General features: G+C 71.7%; 16 protein-coding genes. 2 read left to right on the plus strand and 14 right to left on the minus strand.

Translation table 11 applies throughout. From position 1 onward, the window contains the following. Nucleotides 1-14: 14 nt before the first annotated feature. From rplS to proS, 7 genes are all read right to left on the minus strand, one after another. Nucleotides 15-365 carry a 50S ribosomal protein L19 gene (rplS, locus tag OHA89_RS11835; protein ID WP_073911044.1) on the minus strand — a complete coding sequence of 117 codons (351 nt, stop codon included), beginning with the start codon at nt 363-365 and terminating at the stop codon, nt 15-17. A gap of 133 nt (nt 366-498) precedes the next feature. Continuing rightward, on the minus strand, nt 499-1,320 hold the full coding sequence (gene trmD / locus OHA89_RS11840) for a tRNA (guanosine(37)-N1)-methyltransferase TrmD (protein WP_257553986.1): 822 nt from the start codon (nt 1,318-1,320) through the stop codon (nt 499-501). Continuing rightward, nucleotides 1,320-1,877: a ribosome maturation factor RimM gene (rimM, locus tag OHA89_RS11845; protein ID WP_215150438.1), complete on the minus strand. Its 558-nt coding sequence runs from the start codon at nt 1,875-1,877 to the stop codon at nt 1,320-1,322. The genes trmD and rimM overlap by 1 nt, the downstream gene beginning before the upstream one ends. 93 nt (nt 1,878-1,970) lie before the next feature. Then, the gene (locus OHA89_RS11850; protein ID WP_007266827.1) at nt 1,971-2,210 is read right to left on the minus strand and encodes an RNA-binding protein; all 240 of its coding nucleotides are present in this window, start codon (nt 2,208-2,210) and stop codon (nt 1,971-1,973) included. 2 nt (nt 2,211-2,212) lie between these two features. After that, nucleotides 2,213-2,650 carry a 30S ribosomal protein S16 gene (rpsP, locus tag OHA89_RS11855; protein WP_215150440.1) on the minus strand — a complete coding sequence of 146 codons (438 nt, stop codon included), beginning with the start codon at nt 2,648-2,650 and terminating at the stop codon, nt 2,213-2,215. A 272-nt stretch (nt 2,651-2,922) separates the two neighbouring features. Next, nucleotides 2,923-3,519, minus strand: a complete 597-nt coding sequence (locus OHA89_RS11860; protein WP_069922136.1) for a hypothetical protein — start codon at nt 3,517-3,519, stop codon at nt 2,923-2,925. A 199-nt stretch (nt 3,520-3,718) separates the two neighbouring features. Next, the gene (gene proS, locus OHA89_RS11865) at nt 3,719-5,131 is read right to left on the minus strand and encodes a proline--tRNA ligase (protein WP_215150442.1); all 1,413 of its coding nucleotides are present in this window, start codon (nt 5,129-5,131) and stop codon (nt 3,719-3,721) included. Between the two features lie 131 nt (nt 5,132-5,262). Between proS and OHA89_RS11870 the strand changes: the two genes are divergently transcribed. Beyond that, the gene (locus tag OHA89_RS11870; protein ID WP_406366119.1) at nt 5,263-6,006 is read left to right on the plus strand and encodes a methyltransferase type 11; all 744 of its coding nucleotides are present in this window, start codon (nt 5,263-5,265) and stop codon (nt 6,004-6,006) included. Between the two features lie 10 nt (nt 6,007-6,016). On the opposite strand, the gene ftsH is transcribed toward OHA89_RS11870, so the two are convergent. The 6 genes from ftsH to OHA89_RS11900 all read right to left on the minus strand — a co-directional run bounded on the left by ftsH (nt 6,017) and on the right by OHA89_RS11900 (nt 15,761). After that, nucleotides 6,017-7,957 carry an ATP-dependent zinc metalloprotease FtsH gene (gene ftsH, locus OHA89_RS11875; protein ID WP_257553990.1) on the minus strand — a complete coding sequence of 647 codons (1,941 nt, stop codon included), beginning with the start codon at nt 7,955-7,957 and terminating at the stop codon, nt 6,017-6,019. Between the two features lie 127 nt (nt 7,958-8,084). Further along, a complete protein-coding gene (gene ffh / locus OHA89_RS11880) occupies nt 8,085-9,659 on the minus strand; it encodes a signal recognition particle protein (protein WP_215150448.1) in 1,575 nt (524 codons plus the stop codon). Nucleotides 9,660-9,817: 158 nt separating this feature from the next. Then, nucleotides 9,818-12,244 carry a [protein-PII] uridylyltransferase gene (locus tag OHA89_RS11885; protein ID WP_266614739.1) on the minus strand — a complete coding sequence of 809 codons (2,427 nt, stop codon included), beginning with the start codon at nt 12,242-12,244 and terminating at the stop codon, nt 9,818-9,820. Between the two features lie 17 nt (nt 12,245-12,261). Further along, nucleotides 12,262-12,600, minus strand: coding sequence for a P-II family nitrogen regulator (locus tag OHA89_RS11890; RefSeq protein ID WP_215150452.1), 339 nt, complete (start codon nt 12,598-12,600; stop codon nt 12,262-12,264). After that, nucleotides 12,597-13,943 (minus strand): ammonium transporter, encoded by a 1,347-nt coding sequence (locus OHA89_RS11895; RefSeq protein ID WP_215150453.1) that lies wholly within the window; start codon nt 13,941-13,943, stop codon nt 12,597-12,599. The genes OHA89_RS11890 and OHA89_RS11895 overlap by 4 nt, the downstream gene beginning before the upstream one ends. 318 nt (nt 13,944-14,261) lie before the next feature. Next, complete coding sequence (locus tag OHA89_RS11900; RefSeq protein WP_406366122.1) at nt 14,262-15,761, minus strand: hypothetical protein; 1,500 nt, start codon at nt 15,759-15,761, stop codon at nt 14,262-14,264. A 373-nt stretch (nt 15,762-16,134) separates the two neighbouring features. Here OHA89_RS11900 and OHA89_RS11905 point away from each other — a divergent pair, with 373 nt between their 5' ends. After that, nucleotides 16,135-16,803 (plus strand): bifunctional DNA primase/polymerase, encoded by a 669-nt coding sequence (locus tag OHA89_RS11905; protein WP_257553994.1) that lies wholly within the window; start codon nt 16,135-16,137, stop codon nt 16,801-16,803. A 70-nt stretch (nt 16,804-16,873) separates the two neighbouring features. Here the strand turns inward: OHA89_RS11905 and ftsY are convergent, their stop codons facing one another. Then, on the minus strand, nt 16,874-18,085 hold the full coding sequence (gene ftsY, locus OHA89_RS11910; RefSeq protein ID WP_266614742.1) for a signal recognition particle-docking protein FtsY: 1,212 nt from the start codon (nt 18,083-18,085) through the stop codon (nt 16,874-16,876). Nucleotides 18,086-18,124: the final 39 nt, after the last annotated feature.

An 18,124-nucleotide genomic window follows, 5' to 3' on the forward strand; every position in this document is an offset into this window, starting at 1 on the left:
CCCCGGAGGGGACCTCAGTTGTCGCGCTTCTCCTTGATCTTCGCGGCCTTGCCGCGGAGCTCACGGAGGTAGTACAGCTTGGCGCGGCGCACGTCACCGCGGGTGACGAGCTCGATCTTCTCGAAGATCGGGGAGTGGACCGGGAAGGTACGCTCCACGCCGACGCTGAAGGAGACCTTGCGAACGGTGAAGGTCTCGGAGACACCGGCGCCCTGGCGACGGATGACGACACCCTTGAACTGCTGGATACGGGAGCGGTTGCCCTCGATCACGCGGACGTGCACGTTGATCGTGTCACCCGGGCGGAAGGCCGGGACGTCCGAGCGGAGCGCGGCGGCGTTGACGCCATCGAGCAGGTGAGACATGTTCTTCGTCTGCTTTCTTCGCACGACGCCACAGGTCGCCGGTGCGGGTTTCCGTAGAGAATTCGGGAGCCGTGGGACTCGGCGGACGACGGTCCCCCTGTGGCAGGGGCGTCCGCGAGCACACAGCAGCCGCCTATTCTTCCACGGTCTGCGGCCGGAGCCAAAATCGGCCGTCGTCCGACGGCTTCCAGCCCAGTACGGAGAGGATCTCCCGGTCCTTCTTGTCGAAGGCGGAGGCCTCGCAGCGCTCGATCAGGTCCGGGCGGTTGCGGGCGGTACGGCGGAAGGCCTCGTCCCGGCGCCAGCGGGCGATCTTCCCGTGGTGGCCGCTGAGCAGCACCTCCGGAATGCCCCGGCCGCGCCACTCGGGGGGCTTGGTGTAGACGGGCCCCTCCAGCAGGTTGGCCATCTCGCCGGGGGCGAAGGAGTCGTCGCGGTGCGATTCGGCGTTGCCGAGCACCCCGGGGAGCAGCCGGGCCACCGCCTCGGTGACGACCAGGACGGCGGCCTCGCCGCCCGCCAGGACGTAGTCCCCGATGGAGACCTCGTACACCGGCATGCGCGTCGCGTACTCGTCCATGACACGGCGGTCGATGCCCTCGTAGCGGGCCGGGGTGAAGATCAGCCAGGGCCGCTCGGAGAGTTCGACGGCGAGTTCCTGGGTGAAGGGGCGGCCGCTGGGGGTGGGAACGACCATGACGGGCCCGTGCGCGCCCGCCTCGTAGCCGTCGGCCAGCGCCGCGTCCAGGGCCTCGCCCCACGGATCGGTCTTCATGACCATGCCGGGTCCGCCGCCGTACGGGGTGTCGTCCACCGTGTTGTGGCGGTCGTACGTCCAGTCCCGCAGGTCATGGACGTGTACGTCGAGCTGGCCGCGGGCGCGGGCCTTGCCGACGAGGGAGACGTTCAGCGGTTCCAGGTACTCGGGGAAGATCGTGACGACGTCGAGACGCATCAGGCGTCTTCCCCGTCCTCGTCACGGGTCGAGTCGATGACGGCTTCGCGCTCGTCGATCAGCCCGGGCGGCGGGGTGATGACGCAGCGCTGCTCCTCGAGGTCGATCTCGGCGACGATCTCCTCGACGAAGGGGATCATCACCTCGGAGCCGTCCGGCCGCTCGACGATGAAGAGGTCCTGCGAGGGCAGGTGGGAGATCTCGGTGATCCGGCCGATCTCGGTGCCGTCCTCGAGGACCACGTCCAGATCCATCAGCTGGTGGTCGTAGTACTCGTCGGGCTCCTCGGGGAGCTCCGCCGGGTCCACCTCGGCGATCAGCAGGATGTTGCGCAGCGCCTCGGCGCCGGTGCGGTCCTTGACGCCGGCGAAGCGGAGCATCAGCCTTCCGCTGTGCACCCGGCCCGTCTCGATGGTCAGCGGTCCTGCCGTCACGGGCTCCGTCTTGAGCACGGCGCCGGGACTGAGCCGCAGTTCCGGCTCGTCGGTGCGCACCTCGACGGTGACCTCACCCTTGATGCCGTGGGCGCGGCCGATCCGCGCGACTACCAACTCCACTGTGCTCTCCTGTTCAGACGACGACGGGCCGGGGCGGGCACGTATGCCCTCCCCGGCCCGTGCCGGTGATTCACGCTGCTGGCGAACCGGGTCTCAGCGGACCTGGTCCACGTCGACGAGGTCGACGCGGATCCCCCGGCCGCCGATGGCGCCCACGACTGTGCGCAGAGCACGTGCGGTGCGGCCGTTGCGGCCGATCACCTTGCCGAGGTCGTCGGGGTGAACCCGGACCTCGAGCACCTGCCCGCGGCGCAGGTTGCGCGAGGCGACCTGCACGTCGTCGGGGTTGTCCACAATGCCCTTCACGAGGTGCTCAAGAGCCTCCTCGAGCATGCTCAGGCCTCGGTCGACTCGGCGGCGGCCTCAGCCTCGTCCGCCTTCTTGTCGGCCTTCTTCGCCTTCTGCGTGATGGCCTCGCCCTTGGCGTCGCCACCCTCGAGGGCCTTGGCGAACTCGTCGAAGGTGCGACGCTTGTCTTCCTTCGTCGCCGGCTGCAGCAGCGGCGCGGGGGCGGGGAGGCCCTTGTGGGCCTGCCAGTCACCGGTCAGCTTCAGGATGGCGAGCACAGCCTCGGTGGGCTGGGCGCCGACGGACAGCCAGTACTGCGCACGCTCGGCGTTGACCTCGATGCGCGACGGGTTGTAGGTCGGGTGGTAGATACCGATCTCCTCGATCGCGCGACCATCCCGGCGGGTGCGGGCGTCGGCGACGACGATGCGGTAGTGCGGCTGGCGAATCTTGCCGAGGCGCTTGAGCTTGATCTTGACTGCCACTGGAGTGGTGTCTCCTGAACTTGACGTGGTTGGGCACATGAGATGCCACGTGGGGTTGCGGTACTCGGGTGCCCGATGGACGCGTCAGCCGGAGGAGAGAGGGGTCCTATGCGACTGTCGAGTACAGCTAGCCATTGTGCCATACGCCTGCGGTGCGCTCAGCCGGGCGGGGTGCACCGGCCCCGCCCGGCGGGCGCGGCTGAACCCAGCCCCGGCCGCCGCCCCAGTGGCGGCCCTGCGGCCGGGATGTCGGCGGGGGCCGGCCCCGGCGGTCAGGAGGCCGCCGCGACGGCCACCTCGGGGATGCGGAAGGGCTTCATGCAGCCGCCGCACACGATCGGCGCCTGGGCGAGCACGGAAGGGACCACGCGCACGTTGCGCCCGCAGTCGCAGACCGCCTTGACGCGCACGCCGCCGCCGGAGGAGCCGTGCCGGGCGGCCGGTCCGCGGAAACTGCGCTTGGTGTCGGCGGCCGTGGCGGCCGTGTGCGCCTTCAGCGCGCGCTGCAGCCGCTCGATGGTGGGCCGGTAGCGTCGCTTGGCCTCCGGATTGAGCGCGACCAGCGAGAAGCCGCTGCTCGCGTGGGGCTCCTCGGAGTGGTCCAGCCCCATCTCCTCGGCGATCGCGAGGAATCTGCGGTTGTGGTAACGGCCGGCGCGCGAAGTGTCGCGGACACCCCGGGCGGCGGCGATGCCGTGGACTGCCTCGTGCAGCAGTCGCTCGAAGGAGAGCTCGGCGCCACAGGCGGACGAGGACTCTCCGATCAGGGACTCGGGCGCGGCAAGGTCAGGCAGCTCGGAGTGGTACCGCTGAATGTCGGCCCACGCCTGCGCCAGCTCTGCGGCGAGAACAGGTGGTGTCGTGCTCACGTCGTGACAACGAGCCGGGGTGCCCCGGTGTTCCGATTCCGGGCCATTCCAAATTTTTTGCACGTACCAGTCAGTTCAGTCTCATGCGTCCTGAGGAGGACGGGTGCGTCGATGTCAGGAGGAGTCGGTACTTAACGTCGACGGACAAGCATCAGCCCCGGCGCGCGGCACGAGCCGCACGCCGGGGCCTAAGAGTTACTCAGTACGAGCGCGCGACGATCGCGAGGGTACCGGGGGCGTCGTCCGACTCCGGGACCGACCCGTCGGCGGCGATCAGACAGCGCACGGAGACGGCCTGCTCGGCCAGCTTCGCCTCGCCCTCCGGACCAAGGTCCGCCCACGGGATCCGCGCCCAGCCACCGGCGATGGCGGCCTCGGCGGCCTCCTCGATGGTCGAGACGTCCGAGGTACGGGCCTCACGGCGCTCGCGGGACTCGCGCAGCAGCTGCGCCTGGTCCTCGTCGAGCACCTTGGGCAGCAGGTCGGCGATCGCGTCGATCTGCACCGGGGTCTTGCCGCCCGGGATCCGGCGGGCCAGCATCGCGGTGCCGGCCTCCAGGTCGCGGGGGCCGATCTCGATGCGGACCGGTACGCCCTTGAGCTCCCAGTCGACGGCGCGGCGGCCGAAGGGGGTGTCCACGCGGTCGTCGACGTGTACGCGGAGACCGGCGGCCTTCAGCTGGGCGCCCAGCTCGCGGACCTTCGCCACGGCCTCGTCGCCCTTGATCGCCATGACGACGACCTGGACGTGCGCGAGGCGCGGCGGGACGCGCAGGCCGTTGTCGTCGCCGTGGGACATGATCAGGCCGCCGACCATGCGGGTCGAGACGCCCCACGAGGTCTGCCAGACGAGCTCCTGCTTGCCTTCCTTCGACAGGTACTGGGTGTTGAAGGCCTTGGCGAAGTTGGTGCCGAGCTCGTGGCTCGTGCCCAGCTGCAGGGCCTTGCCGTCGCCCATCATGCCCTCGAGGGTGAGGGTGTTGATGGCGCCGGCGAAGCGCTCCTTGGCGGTCTTGCGGCCGAGCACGACGTCGATGCCGAGCACGTTCGTCATGAAGTCGCCGTACACGTCCGTGTGGATGCGGGCGGCGTAGTCGCGGGCTTCCTCGTAGGTGGCGTGGGCCGTGTGGCCCTCCTGCCAGAGGAACTCGCTCGTACGGAGGAAGACGCGCGGGCGCATCTCCCAGCGGACCACGTTGGCCCACTGGTTGATCAGCAGGGGCAGGTCGCGGTAGCTCTGGACCCACTTGGAGAAGTAGTCGTTGATGATCGTCTCGGAGGTGGGCCGGACGACGACCGGCTCTTCCAGCTCCTTGCCGCCGCCGTGCGTGACGACCGCGAGCTCGGGGGCGAAGCCCTCGACGTGCTCCGCTTCCTTCGTCAGGTACGACTGCGGGATGAAGAGCGGGAAGTAGGCGTTCTGGGCGCCCGCGTCCTTGATCCGCGCGTCCATCTCCTGCTGCATCCGCTCCCACAGGCCGTAGCCGTACGGTCGGATGACCATGGTGCCGCGGACCGGACCGTTGTCGGCCAGCTCGGCCTTGTTGATCAGATCCTGGTACCAGCGGGGGAAATCCTCCGCCTGCGGGGTGAGAACGGGTGCCTTTGCCATGGCGCGAATGGTACGGCGCCCGGCGCACCGAGCGTGAATCGGGTGGCTCGTTCCTCTGGACGCGGGAGCCGATGGGGAGTTCTCTGTCAACGGGGGCAAGGGGGCGACATGGAATCAGGAGCGCTCTTTCGATGACACCGACGCCGACCGCGACGCTCGTCGCCCGGGACTGGGCCGAGATCCAGGAACGGATGCTGGTACCGCTGTACGAGGCGGTCTACGACCGGCTGGAGGTCGGGCCGGGGGACCGGCTGCTGGGCCTCGGCTGCGGGGCCGGGCTGCCCCTGCTGCTCGCGGCCGGGCGGGGAGCCGCGGCCACCGGCGTGGAAGCGGATCCGGCGCGGCGGGCGCTGGCCCGCGAGCGGCTCCTGGAGGTGCTGGCGACTCCGCCGTCCGCACCGGCGGCGTCGGGGTCGGCGGGCCGCCCGTACGACGCCCTGCTGGCCTTCTCGCCCGACCCGGTGGCGCTGGAGCGGGCCCTGCCCGCGGTCCGGCGCGGCGGGGCGGTGGTGCTGGCCGACTGGGGCCCGGCGGAGAGGTGCACCGTGCCCGCGGTGCTGGGCGGCGGGCCCGCGCCGCGGGATCTGGACGCTCTCGTGGAGCGGGCCGGACTGCGTCCGGACGGGTCGGGGCGGGTGTTCTGCCCGTTCGGCTACGCGGACGTGGACAGCGCGGTGCGCGGGCTGTTGTCGACGGGGCTGTACCCCGTCGCGGGCACCGGCTCCACCGGAGTGGCGGACGCCGCGCCCTTCGGGATGGCCGATCCCGTGCTGGCGGAGAAGGAGCTCGCCGTCGCCCTTCACCCGTACGAGCGGCCCGACGGGGCCGTTTGGCTGCCGAACATCTTCCGGTATGTGATCGCCCGAATGGCGTAACGGGGTCGCTTCAGTCCGCGTCGTGGCCCTTCGTCAGGCGCGGGATCCCGGCGGCGGCGTAGGCGGCGGGTTCGTCCAGGGTCTCGGCGGCAAGGAGTGCCTCGGCCAGGGCGTCGAGCTTCGGGCGGTTCTCGCGCAGCAGTCGGCAGGCGTCCTCGTAGCACTCGTCCACAACCCGCCGCATCTCGTGGTCCACCGCGTCCAGGGTGGCCGGGGCGGCGGACAGGCCGTAGGGGCTCTGGCCGTCGGAGGGGATGGCGGTGAGGCGGCCGACGCGTTCGCTCATGCCCCAGCGGCCGACCATGCCGCGGGCGATGCTGGTGACCTGTTCCAGGTCGCTCTCCGAGCCCGTGGTGATGACGTCGTAGACCACGTGCTCGGCCGCCATGCCGCCCAGCGCCCCGATGATGCGGCCGCGCAGGTACGGCTCGGTGTACGAGTAGCGGTCGGCGTCCGGGGTCGAGAGGGTGACGCCGAGCGCGCGGCCGCGGGGGACGATCGTGACCTTGCGCACCGGGTCGGCGCCCGGCTGGAGCATGCCGAGGAGGGCGTGCCCGCTCTCGTGGTAGGCCGTCCGGCGGCGCTCCTCCTCCGGCATGACCAGGGACCTCTCGGCGCCCAGCTGGACCTTCTCCAGCGCCTCGGACAGATCGGCCTGGGTGACCGCCTTGCGTCCCCGTTTGACGGCGAGCAGCGCGGCCTCGTTGGCCAGGTTGGCGAGTTCGGCGCCGGTCATGCCGGGGGTCGAACGGGCCACCTGGGTCAGTTCCACGTCCTCGGCGAGGGGGATGTCGCGGGTGTGGATGCGCAGGATGGCCTCGCGTCCGCCCCGGTCGGGCGGGGAGACGACCACGGTGCGGTCGAAGCGGCCGGGCCGGGTCAGGGCCGGGTCCAGCACGTCCGCCCGGTTGGTGGCGGCCAGTACGACCACGCCCTCGGAGCCCGAGAAGCCGTCCATCTCGGTGAGGATCTGGTTGAGGGTCTGCTCGCGTTCGTCGTGGCCGCCCATGCCGGCGCCCGCGCCGCGCGCCCGGCCGATGGTGTCGATCTCGTCGATGAAGATGATCGCGGGGGCCACTTTCCGCGCCTCGGAGAAGAGTTCGCGCACCCGGGAAGCGCCCACGCCGACGATCATCTCGATGAACTCCGAGGCCGAGGCGGAGAAGAACGGCACCCCTGCCTCACCCGCGACCGCCCGCGCGAGCAGGGTCTTGCCGGTGCCGGGCGGGCCGGACAGCAGGACGCCCCGGGGCATCCGGGCGCCCATGTCCCGGTACTGCTGCGGGTTCTTGAGGAAGTCGACGACGTCGTTGAGCTCGCCCGCGACCTCGTCGATGCCCGCCACGTCCTGGAAGGTGGTGCGCTGGGCGCCCACCTGCAGCTCCACGGGTTTGGGCGGTGCCTTGCGGCCCAGCCCGCCCATGCCGCCCATCCCCGCACCGCTCATGCGGCGGGCGATGAACACCCACAGGAGGACCAGGAGCAGCATCGGGGCGAGGGAGAGCAGCAGATTGGCCAGGAAGCTGCGCTGGACGACGACCGGGGAGGCCGTCACGTTCACGTTCTGCTTGGTGAGGTCGGCCCACAGGTCGTCGTCGGCGAAGGCGGGGCGCTGGGTGACGAACTTGGTGTAGTCGCCCTTGTCCCCGTCGGGCAGCGCCTGCTTGGCCTTCAGCTCGCCCTGGATGGCGTCGCCCTTGGAGTAGATCTTCGAGACGTTGCCGTTGGCGACCTGCTTGCTGAACTCCGTGTACGAGATCGTCGGCTCGTCGCCCTCGTTGAAGAAGGACAGCACGAGGTTGGTCACCAAGTACACGATCAGGGCGGCGAGGATCAGCCCGCGCCAGCCGCCCGGCATCTTCCGCTTCGGCGCGGGGGCGGGCGGCGCACCCTCCGAGCGCCACGGCGTGTCGGCCCGGTCTCGGGGCGGTACGGGGGTGGGGCTGGGCACGGGCGCCTCCTTATGCCGTCCTCCCGGCCGACCATAAGCGACAAACCGGATCATCGCCCCGCAGGAACGGCAAGGCCCCGGCCGTGTGACACAGCCGGGGCCCAGCGTTCGCGTACCCGCGTACGTACTACTTCATGAACTTCTTGAACTCGTCCGGAAGGTCGAAGTCCTCGCCCGGCTGAGCGCCGCCCGCCGGAAGGCCGAAGGGGTTGCCGCCGGCCGCGGGCTCGATCGCCTGCGGGCCCTGCTCGCGGCGGGCCGCTGCTGCGGCCTCCTCTTCCTTGCGCTTCATCGGGTTGCCGCTCTTGCGCTTGCCCTTGGCCTGCTTGACCTGCTTCTTCTGCCGGCCGGGGCCGCCGCCCATCCCGGGGATGCCGGGCATGCCCGGCATGCCGCCGCCCTGCGCCATGCGGGACATCATCTTGCGGGCGTCGAAGAACCGCTCCACGAGCGACTTGACCGCGCTGACCTCGGTGCCGGAGCCCTTGGCGATACGGGCACGGCGCGAGCCGTTGATGATCGTCGGGTCCTGGCGCTCGGCCGGGGTCATCGACTTGATGATCGCGGCGGTGCGGTCCACGTCGCGCTCGTCGATGTTGTTGATCTGGTCCTTGATCTGCCCCATGCCGGGGAGCATGCCGAGCAGCTTGGAGATGGAGCCCATCTTGCGGACCTGCTCCATCTGGGCCAGGAAGTCGTCGAGCGTGAACTCCTTGGGGCCCTTGGCGAGCTTGGCCGCCATCTTCTCGGCCTCGGCCTGCGAGAAGGTCTTCTCGGCCTGCTCGATGAGGGTGAGCATGTCACCCATGTCGAGGATCCGGCCGGCCATGCGGTCCGGGTGGAAGGCGTCGAACTCGTCGAGCTTCTCGCCGTTCGAGGCGAACATGATCTGCTTGCCGGTGACGTGCGCGATGGAGAGCGCGGCACCGCCCCGGGCGTCACCGTCGAGCTTGGAGAGCACGACGCCGTCGAAGCCGACGCCGTCGCGGAAGGCCTCGGCGGTGTTGACCGCGTCCTGGCCGATCATGGCGTCGACGACGAAGAGGATCTCGTCGGGGCTGACGGCGTCGCGGATGTCCGCGGCCTGCTGCATCAGCTCGGCGTCGATGCCGAGGCGGCCGGCGGTGTCGACGATGACGATGTCGTGCTGCTTGGTGCGCGCGTACTCGATGGAGTCCTTCGCGACCTGGACCGGGTCGCCGACGCCGTTGCCGGGCTGCGGGCCGTAGAACGCGACGCCCGCGCGGTCGGCGACGACGCCCAGCTGGTTGACGGCGTTGGGGCGCTGGAGGTCGCACGCGACGAGGAGCGGGGTGTGGCCCTGCCCCTTGAGCCACAGGCCGAGCTTTCCGGCGAGGGTGGTCTTACCGGCACCCTGGAGGCCGGCCAGCATGATCACGGTGGGGGCGGTCTTGGCGAACCGCAGCCGCCGGGTCTCGCCGCCGAGGATCGTCACGAGCTCGTCGTTGACGATCTTGAGGACCTGCTGGCCGGGGTTCAGCGCCTTGCTGACCTCCTCGCCGCGGGCCCTTTCCTTGACGTTCGAGATGAAGGAACGGACGACGGGGAGGGCGACGTCGGCCTCGAGGAGGGCGATACGGATTTCCCGGGCCGCTGCGTCGATGTCAGCCTCGGACAGCCGGCCTTTGCCGCGCAGGCCCTTGAAGGTATTCGCCAAGCGGTCGGAGAGCGTATCGAACACGGTGGTCGCGATTCCTCGGGTCGGGGGCGTTGTGGTCGTCCCCCAGGGTATCGGGCCGCGCCACCTGCCCGGCCCTGCGGGCAGTTTTTCCCGGGGCTCCGCCCCGGACCCCACGCCTGAAGGGTCCGGGGGCGGAGCCCCGACAACGGTGCCGCAGGTTACGACAGGGCCGCCTGCACCGACCCTGCCAAGGCCGCGGCCTCCCGCGCGGGAAGCGGTTTGCCGTCGCCGTCGACCACGTACACGGTGTCCACCGCATTGGCACCCAGCGTCGAGACGTGCGCGCTGCGCACCCGCACCCCCGCCGATTCCAGCGCGCGGCCGACCCGGTGGAGCAGCCCCACCGCATCGGGGGCCCGCACCTCCAGGACCGTGGCCAGCGCGGAGACGTCCGCGACCACCGTGACCCGGGGCGGCGGCGGGACCACCCCGCGCCTGCGCGGGTACGCCGCCTCGCGGTCCGCCAGCTTCGCCGGGACGTCCAGCGAGCCGTCCAGGGCGCGGATCAGGTCGGTGCGCAGCCGGGCGGCCTCCGGCAGCGCCCCGTACTCCGCCGCCACCCGCCAGCGCAGCACCAGCACCTCCCCCGCCAGGTCCGGGAGCTCCATGGAGCGCAGGTCGGCCGCCCTCACGGTGAGCCGGTGCAGGGCCAGCACCCCGGCCACCGCCGGGAGGACCCCCGGCTGGTCGGGGACGGCCACGACGAGTTCCACGCCGACCGCGTCCTCCTCCTGACGGGCGTGGAGGGCGAGCACCGGCTCCCCGGTGCGCAGGGCCTCCACCGCCAGCCGTTCCTGCTCGGTCGTCGGGATCTCCGGCTGCGGCACGTCCTGCGGCGTACCCCGCAGCACGGCGGCGACCCGGGCGACGAGGTCGTCGACCAGCATGGCCCGCCAGCTGCTCCACGCCGCCGGCCCGGTGGCCAGGGCGTCCGCCTCGGTCAGGGCGTGCAGTATCTCCAGCGTGCCCACCGACCCCACGGCCTCGGCGACCGAGCGGACGGTCGCCGGGTCGTCCAGGTCGCGCCGGGTCGCGGTGTCGATCAGCAGCAGGTGGTGGCGTACGAGCGCCCCCAGCACGGCGACGTCCTGCGCGTCGAAGCCGACCCGGGCCGCGACGTCGCGGGCGATCGTCTCGCCTGCCACCGAGTGGTCCCCCGGCCAGCCCTTGCCGATGTCGTGCAGGAGGGCGGCCATCAGGAGCAGGTCGGGGCGGCCGACCCGGCGGGTGAGGACCGAGGCGCGCACCGCCGTCTCGATCAGGTGCCGGTCCACCGTCCAGGTGTGGACGGGATTGCGCTGGGGGCGGCACCGTACCCGCTCCCAGTCGGGCAGCAGGCGCGTGATCAGGCCTTCCGCCTCCAGTGCCTCCCACACGGCCACCGTCGGCTCCCCCGCGCCCAGCAGCGTCAGCAGCTGTTCGCGGGCCTCCGCCGGCCACGGCACCGGCAGCGGTTTGCCCTGTGCCGCGAGCCTGCGCAGGGCGTGCAGCGATACGGGCAGCCCCGCCTGCGCGGATGCCGCGGCGAGCCGCAGCGCGAGCACCGGATCGCGGTCGGGGCGCGCGGCCAGGGCCAGTACGGCCTCGCCGTCGGACTCCACGACCCCTTCGGCGAGCGGTGCCCGCGGGGCCGCCACGGGGCCCCGGGTGCCCAGCAGGCCGCGCAGCCGAGGCCGGGCCGCGCGCGCCCGCAGCACCCGCCCGACCTCCCGCCAGGTCACGTCACCGGCGTACGCGACGACCCGCGCGGCCTCGTACACCTCGCGGAGCAGCGCGTCCGCGTCGAGCAGCCCGAGCTGCGCCGCGACCTGGTCCTGTTCCTGGAGCGACAGCCGGTCGGTGGCCCGGCCGGTCACCAGGTGCAGGGCGTCCCGGGCGTCCAGGAGCCGCCGCCGGGCCTCGGCGAGGCCCTCGCGCGGGGCGTCGGCCAGCCAGGACGCCGCCACCGCCCGCAGCGCTGTGACGTCCCGGAGCCCGCCGCGGGCCTCCTTGAGGTCGGGTTCGAGCAGGAAGCGGAGCTCCCCGGCGCGCTCGGCCCGCTCCCGGCACAGGGAGTGCAGCTGCGGGAGCCGCTTGGCGGCCTGGTTGCGCCAGTCGGCCAGGACGGAGGTCCGCAGGCCCGCGAGGAGGCCGGCGTCACCGGCGACCGGCCGGGCGTCCAGCAGCCCGAGGTGCACCTTGAGGTCCTCGGCGGCCGTCTTGCGGGCCTCGGCGGGTGTCCGTACGGAGTGGTCGAGGGCGAGGCCCAGGTCCCACACCGGGTACCAGAGGCGGTCGGCCAGCGCGCTGAGCTGCCGCGGCTCCGCCTTGCCGTCGTGCAGCAGCACCAGGTCGAGGTCGCTGCGCGGGGAGAGCTCGCCCCGCCCGTAGCCGCCGACGGCCACCAGCGAGGCGCCGCGTACGCCGGTCTCCCGTACGGCGGTCGCGAACAGGGCGCTCAGCCATTCGTCGGTCAGCCCGGCCAGGGCGGAACGCCGCGAAGGCCCGGACCGCGACTCCTCCTGGAGGAGTCGCAGCCGGGCCGCGGCGTATCCGCTGGGTCCCGAGTCGGCCGTGTGGTCCGTGGTCTTCTCGACGCTCGTCACCCAGGAGCTCCCGTCACCTAGAGCGCGTCAGCGCCGCGCTCGCCGGTGCGGACCCGGACCACCGAGTCCACGGGGACGCTCCACACCTTGCCGTCGCCGATCTTTCCGGTGGCGGCGGCGCTCACGATGACCCGGATCACCTCTTCGGCGTCGGTGTCCTCGGTGAGCACCTCGATACGGATCTTCGGTACGAGGTCCACGGTGTACTCGGCGCCGCGGTAGACCTCGGTGTGGCCGCGCTGCCGGCCGTAGCCGCTGGCCTCGGTGACCGTGAGCCCCTGGACTCCGAAGGTCTGGAGGGCTTCCTTGATCTCGTCCAGCTTGTGCGGCTTGACGATCGCGGTGATCAGCTTCATGCGTCAACCTTCTTGCTCGCGGCGGCAGCGGTGGCGGGTACGGCGGTGCTCCGGGAGGAGGAGCCGCCGCCTGCCCCGCTGAAGTCGTAGGCGGTCTCGGCGTGTTCGACCTGGTCGATGCCGGAGACCTCGTCGTCCTCGGTGACCCGCATCCCGATCGTCTTGTCGAGGAGGAAGGCGAGCAGCGCGGACGCCACGAGAGAGTAGGCCAGGACCGAGAAGACTCCGATGGCCTGCTTGCCGAGCTGCTCCAGGCCGCCGCCGTAGAAGAGGCCGGCGACGTCGGACTGGACCCCGCCGGTGGCGAAGAGGCCGACGAGCAGGGAGCCGGCGACACCGCCGACGAGGTGGACGCCGACCACGTCGAGGGAGTCGTCGTAGCCGAACTTGTACTTGAGGCCCACCGCCATGGCGCACAGCACACCGGCGATGGCGCCGACCGCGATCGCGCCGAGCGGGCTGACCGCACCGCCGGAGGGGGTGATGGCGACGAGGCCCGCGACCGCGCCGGAGGCGGCGCCGAGGGTGGTGAAGGAGCCGTGGCGCAGCTTCTCGTAGGCGAGCCAGGCGAGCATGGCGGCGGCCGTGGCGACCTGGGTGTTGACGAACATGACCGCGCCGACGCCGTCGTCGTTGCCGAGCCAGGAGCCTGCGTTGAAGCCGAACCAGCCGAACCACAGGAGACCGGCGCCCAGCATCACGAGGGGGAGGCTGTGCGGGCGCATCGGGTCCTTCTTGAACCCGACGCGCTTGCCGATGACCAGGATCACGCCGAGGGCGCCGGCGCCGGCGTTGATGTGGACGGCGGTGCCGCCCGCGAAGTCGATGACGCCGAGCTCGAAGAGCCAGCCGCCCGCGCCCCAGACCCAGTGGGCGACGGGGAAGTACACGACGGTGACCCACAGGGCGGTGAACAGGGCCCAGGCGCTGAACTTCACGCGGTCGGCCAGGGCGCCGCTGATCAGGGCGGGGGTGATCACGGCGAACATCAGCTGGAAGACGGCGAAGACGTAGACCGGGATGGTGTAGCCGTCCCACAGCTCGGTGATCCCGATGCCGCTCAGGCCCACGTAGTCGGAGTTCCAGCCGATGAGGGAGCCGGAGTCGGTGCCGAAGGCGAGGCTGAAGCCGTAGAGGACCCACAGGATCGTGACGATCCCGAGGCTGATGAAACTCATCATCAGCATGTTGAGGCTGCTCTTGACGCGGACCATGCCTCCGTAGAAGAAGGCCAGTCCCGGGGTCATCAGCATGACCAGGGCGGAGCAGATGAGCATGAACCCGGTGTTCGCGGCAGACAGCGTCGGGGCGTCTGCCGCGAGGGTCGTGATGGCTGATGCCATCGGCGTCTCCTCGTCGTCGGTACGTTCGCGTGCGGGCGATCGTGAAAACCTGAGCGGCGTTAAGGGGTCCGGCCGGGTGGGGGGCTGGCCTGGACTGGCCGGTTATTGGCCCTGAGATTCGCGCAGGCCGGTTTCCGGCGGCGCCGCTGGGTGTTTCGTGCCCGTGACGAAGAGGTCGGGCGTGTTACGCGTCCATGAACGGACGGCGGGCGGAAAACCGGCCGCGGCAGTACCCGGACGTCCTGGCTGGGGGAGCCTGATCGGGCTTCACGGGGTTGGCTGCCGCGGCCGGGGCCTCGGGGACGACCGGGTCGGTCGTCAGACGGCCTCCGCGGCTTCGGGGAGCCGGGCGGCGAGGACGTCGGTGAGCCGGACCACGTCGGCGACGTCGCCGTACTCACGGGCCGCGGTGTCGACGGTCTTGCGCAGCCGGGTGTTCACCCGCTCGGACCGAACCTTTTGCGCCACGTCCAGGGCCCGGCCGACGAGGACGGTGGCCTGTTCGGGCTCGCGCTGGAGCAGGTGGACGGTGGCCATGCCGATGAGGTTGAGGGCGTAGGAGCGCTGGTGCTCCTCGTCCTTCTCGAAGAGTTCGACGGCCCGCTCCATGACGGGTTCGGCGAGGGAGGCGTACGTGGGGCTGCGCCCGGCGACGTACGCCAGATCCCGGTACGAGTGGGAGTTCTCGCCGTTCAGCTCGGCCTCGGAGAAGAAGCGGATCCAGTCGGGTTCGGGCTCGCCCCCGAAGCCGACGTCGCCGAAGGTGTCCTCGGCCATCCGCACCGCCCGCTTGCAGCGGCTGGGCTGCCCCATGTTGGCGTAGGCGCGGGCCTCCATCGCATACAGCATGGCCTGGGTGCGCGGTCCGGCGCAGTCGCGGCTTCCGTACTGCGCGAGGTGGATGAGTTCCAGGGCGTCCTCGGGGCGGCCCAGGTGGATCATCTGGCGGCTCATGCTGGAGAGGATGTACGAGCCGAGCGGCTTGTCGCCGCCCTCCTTCGCGGCGTGCAGCGCGAGCACGAAGTACTTCTGCGCGGTGGGGTGCAGGCCGATGTCGTAGCTCATCCAGCCGGCCAGTTCGGCGAGTTCCGCGGCGACCTTGAAGAGCCGCTTCATGACGGGGGCCGGGTGGTTCTCCTGGAGCAGGTCGGTGACCTCGTGGAGCTGGCCCACCACGGCCTTGCGTCGCAGGCCGCCCCCGCACTGGGCGTCCCACTGGCGGAACATGACGGTGGTGGCGTCGAGGAGGTCGAGCTCGGGTCCGGAGAGCCGCGGCGGGCGGGGGCCGCCGATGGCGCCCGCCGGCCCCACCGCGCGCGGTCCCGGGTCGGCGGCCGGGGCCGGCACGAGCCAGCGCTGCATGGGCTCGATGAGGGCGGGGCCGGCGGAGAGGGCGAGCGAGGTCCCGAGGAAGCCGCGGCGGGCCAGCATCAGGTCGCTGCGGGAGAACTCGCCGAGCAGTTCGACGGTCTGCGGACCGGCCCAGGGCAGGTCGACGCCGGAGACGGAGGGGGTCTGGTGGGCGGTGCGCAGGCCGAGCTGCTCGATGGCGACGACCGAGCCGAAGCGCTCCGAGAACAGCTCGGAGAGGATCCGCGGGACGGGCTCGCGGGGCTGTTCCCCGTCGAGCCAGCGGCGCACCCGGGAGGTGTCCGTGCTGATGTGGTGCGCGCCCATCTGGCGGGCCCGGCGGTTGACCTGGCGGGCCAGTTCGCCCTTCGACCAGCCGCTGCGGACGAACCACGACGTCAGCTGGACGTTCCGGTCGGCGGACTCCACAGACTCCTCGCCCGTTCCGCTTGCGCCGTTGCCGCTCACTGGAACGCCCCCATCCGTTCAGCCTCTTCCACACGAAACCCTGGCGGGAGCGGCAAGCGCCGCCACGGACCTTCACGGGTCCTTCACACATTGCCTCCGGCATACCCACGGACGGGCCTGCCTTGGGGGTTCGTGTACCGAAAGTAATCCTACGATCACCCCTCCGGCGAGGTCGATTCCAGAAACGCCACCATTCGCCACCCCTTTGAATGAACTCGCCACCGGCCAGGCGCGATTCACTTGACACCAAGGTGAAAGGCGATTGGTTGCTCGGAGTGCACTGAGGGCGCGCGCGGCGAGGAGTGCGCCGGGCAAGGAGTCCCGCCGACGTCGTAACCACCGGAGCGTCCGACCCGTTGGAGGGGGCATGGGCATGGGCTTCACGATCGGCGGCAGCCGTGGCACCAAGGAGTTCCGCTCCGGCGCCCGGCGCCGCGGCCGGACCTCGGAGTGCACGGCGGTGGCGGAGTACACCGGGCTGTGGGGCTGGGACGTGGTCCCCGGCGCCCGCGCCGCGGCGCCCGCCCGGGACTGCTCCTGCGGGGACACGCGGTGCACCGCCCCCGGGGCGCATCCGCTGGCCTTCGCCCCCACGGTCAAGGCCGGGGCCACCCTGGACGAGGTCACCGAGGCCTGGGGCGAGTACCCGGGCGCCGCGGTGCTGCTCCCCGTGGGCCGCTCCTTCGACGTCATCGAGGTCGAAGCGGAGGCCGGACGGCGCGCACTGGTCCGGCTGGAGCGGATGGGCCTGCCCCTTGGACCGGTCATCGAGACCGCGGACGGCAGGGCGCAGTTCTTCGTGGCGCCCGGCGCGGCGGCCGAACTGCCGCAGCTGCTGTACCGGATGGGCTGGGACGACGCCGACCTGGACCTGCGGGCCCTGGGTCACGGCTGCCACGTGACGGCCCCGCCCTCCGACCGGGCCGGGCTCGGCCAGGTCAGCTGGCTGCGGCCGCCCGCGCTCGACTCGGCCGGGGGCCCGCCGCAGGCCCGGCTGCTGCTCGGCACCCTCGCCTACATCTGCCACCGCTTCCGCCGGTAGCCCCTCCCACAGACGGTGCCCCCGCGTTCCGGCCGGAACGCGGGGGCACCCGTCTGTGTGCGTACGGCCCTCAGTCGCCGATCAGGGCGTCCACGAACGCCTCCGGCTCGAAGGGCGCCAGGTCGTCCGGGCCCTCTCCGAGGCCGACGAGCTTGACCGGGACGCCGAGCTCGCGCTGGACGGCGACGACGATGCCGCCCTTGGCGGTGCCGTCGAGCTTGGTCAGCACGATGCCGGTGATGTCCACGACCTCGGCGAAGACGCGGGCCTGGGTCAGGCCGTTCTGGCCGGTGGTGGCGTCCAGGACGAGCAGGATCTCGTCCAGCGGACCGTGCTTCTCCACGACGCGCTTGACCTTGCCGAGCTCGTCCATCAGGCCGGTCTTGGTGTGCAGGCGGCCCGCGGTGTCGATGAGCACCACGTCGGCGCCCTCGGCGATGCCCTCCTTGACGGCGTCGTAGGCGATCGAGGCCGGGTCGCCGCCCTCGGGGCCGCGTACCGTGCGGGCGCCCACGCGGTCACCCCAGGTCTGGAGCTGGTCGGCGGCGGCCGCGCGGAAGGTGTCGGCCGCGCCGAGCACCACGCTGCGGCCGTCGGCCACGAGCACGCGCGCCAGCTTGCCGGTGGTGGTGGTCTTGCCGGTGCCGTTGACGCCGACGACCATGATCACGCCGGGGGTGTCCTCGCCGCTCTCCGTCTTCACGACGCGGTCGAAGTCGGTGCCGACCAGGGTCAGCAGCTCCTCCTTGAGGAGGGCGCGCAGGTCCGCCGGGGTACGGGTGCCCAGCACCTTGACCCGCTCGCGGAGCCGGTCGACCAGCTCCTGGGTCGGGACGACACCGACGTCGGCGACGAGGAGGGTCTCCTCGATCTCCTCCCAGGTGTCCTCGTCGAGGTGCTCCCGGGAGAGCAGCGTGAGCAGCCCCTTGCCGAGGGAGTTCTGCGACCGGGCGAGACGGGCGCGCAGCCGGATCAGTCGGCCGGCGGTGGGCTCGGGCACCTCGATCGCGGGGGCGGGCGGAGCCTGCGGCTCGGCCTCCTCCACGGGAGCGGGAGCCTCCGCCTCGGGGAGGGCGACCTCCTCGATGGTGCGGCGCGGCTCTTCGACCGTCGGTGCGGCGTCCTCCCCCACCTGGGGTTCGGCGGGCGGGGCAGTGATGGTCGGCGTGCTCGACGGCGCCGTGGGCGGCAGCTGCTTCTTCTTGCGGCTGCTGACCACGAGCCCGCTGATCGCGCCGACCGCGACCAGGGCGATGACTACAGCAAGGATGAGGATGTCCATAACCCACCCAGTATCGGCCACAGCCGCCCCGGAACCCGG

The organism is Streptomyces sp. NBC_01546 (assembly GCF_045208355.1).
GTDB lineage: Bacteria > Actinomycetota > Actinomycetes > Streptomycetales > Streptomycetaceae > Streptomyces.

What these genes read in the sequence shown, in the direction of transcription:
- OHA89_RS11890 (WP_215150452.1), bottom strand. Translation starts at nt 12,600, where the DNA reads ATGAAGCTGATCACCGCGATCGTCAAGCCGCACAAGCTGGACGAGATC.
- OHA89_RS11870 (WP_406366119.1), top strand. Translation starts at nt 5,263, where the DNA reads ATGACACCGACGCCGACCGCGACGCTCGTCGCCCGGGACTGGGCCGAG.
- rplS (WP_073911044.1), bottom strand. Translation starts at nt 365, where the DNA reads ATGTCTCACCTGCTCGATGGCGTCAACGCCGCCGCGCTCCGCTCGGAC.
- ftsY (WP_266614742.1), bottom strand. Translation starts at nt 18,085, where the DNA reads ATGGACATCCTCATCCTTGCTGTAGTCATCGCCCTGGTCGCGGTCGGC.
- OHA89_RS11905 (WP_257553994.1), top strand. Translation starts at nt 16,135, where the DNA reads ATGGGCTTCACGATCGGCGGCAGCCGTGGCACCAAGGAGTTCCGCTCC.
- OHA89_RS11850 (WP_007266827.1), bottom strand. Translation starts at nt 2,210, where the DNA reads ATGCTCGAGGAGGCTCTTGAGCACCTCGTGAAGGGCATTGTGGACAAC.
- proS (WP_215150442.1), bottom strand. Translation starts at nt 5,131, where the DNA reads ATGGCAAAGGCACCCGTTCTCACCCCGCAGGCGGAGGATTTCCCCCGC.
- trmD (WP_257553986.1), bottom strand. Translation starts at nt 1,320, where the DNA reads ATGCGTCTCGACGTCGTCACGATCTTCCCCGAGTACCTGGAACCGCTG.
- OHA89_RS11895 (WP_215150453.1), bottom strand. Translation starts at nt 13,943, where the DNA reads ATGGCATCAGCCATCACGACCCTCGCGGCAGACGCCCCGACGCTGTCT.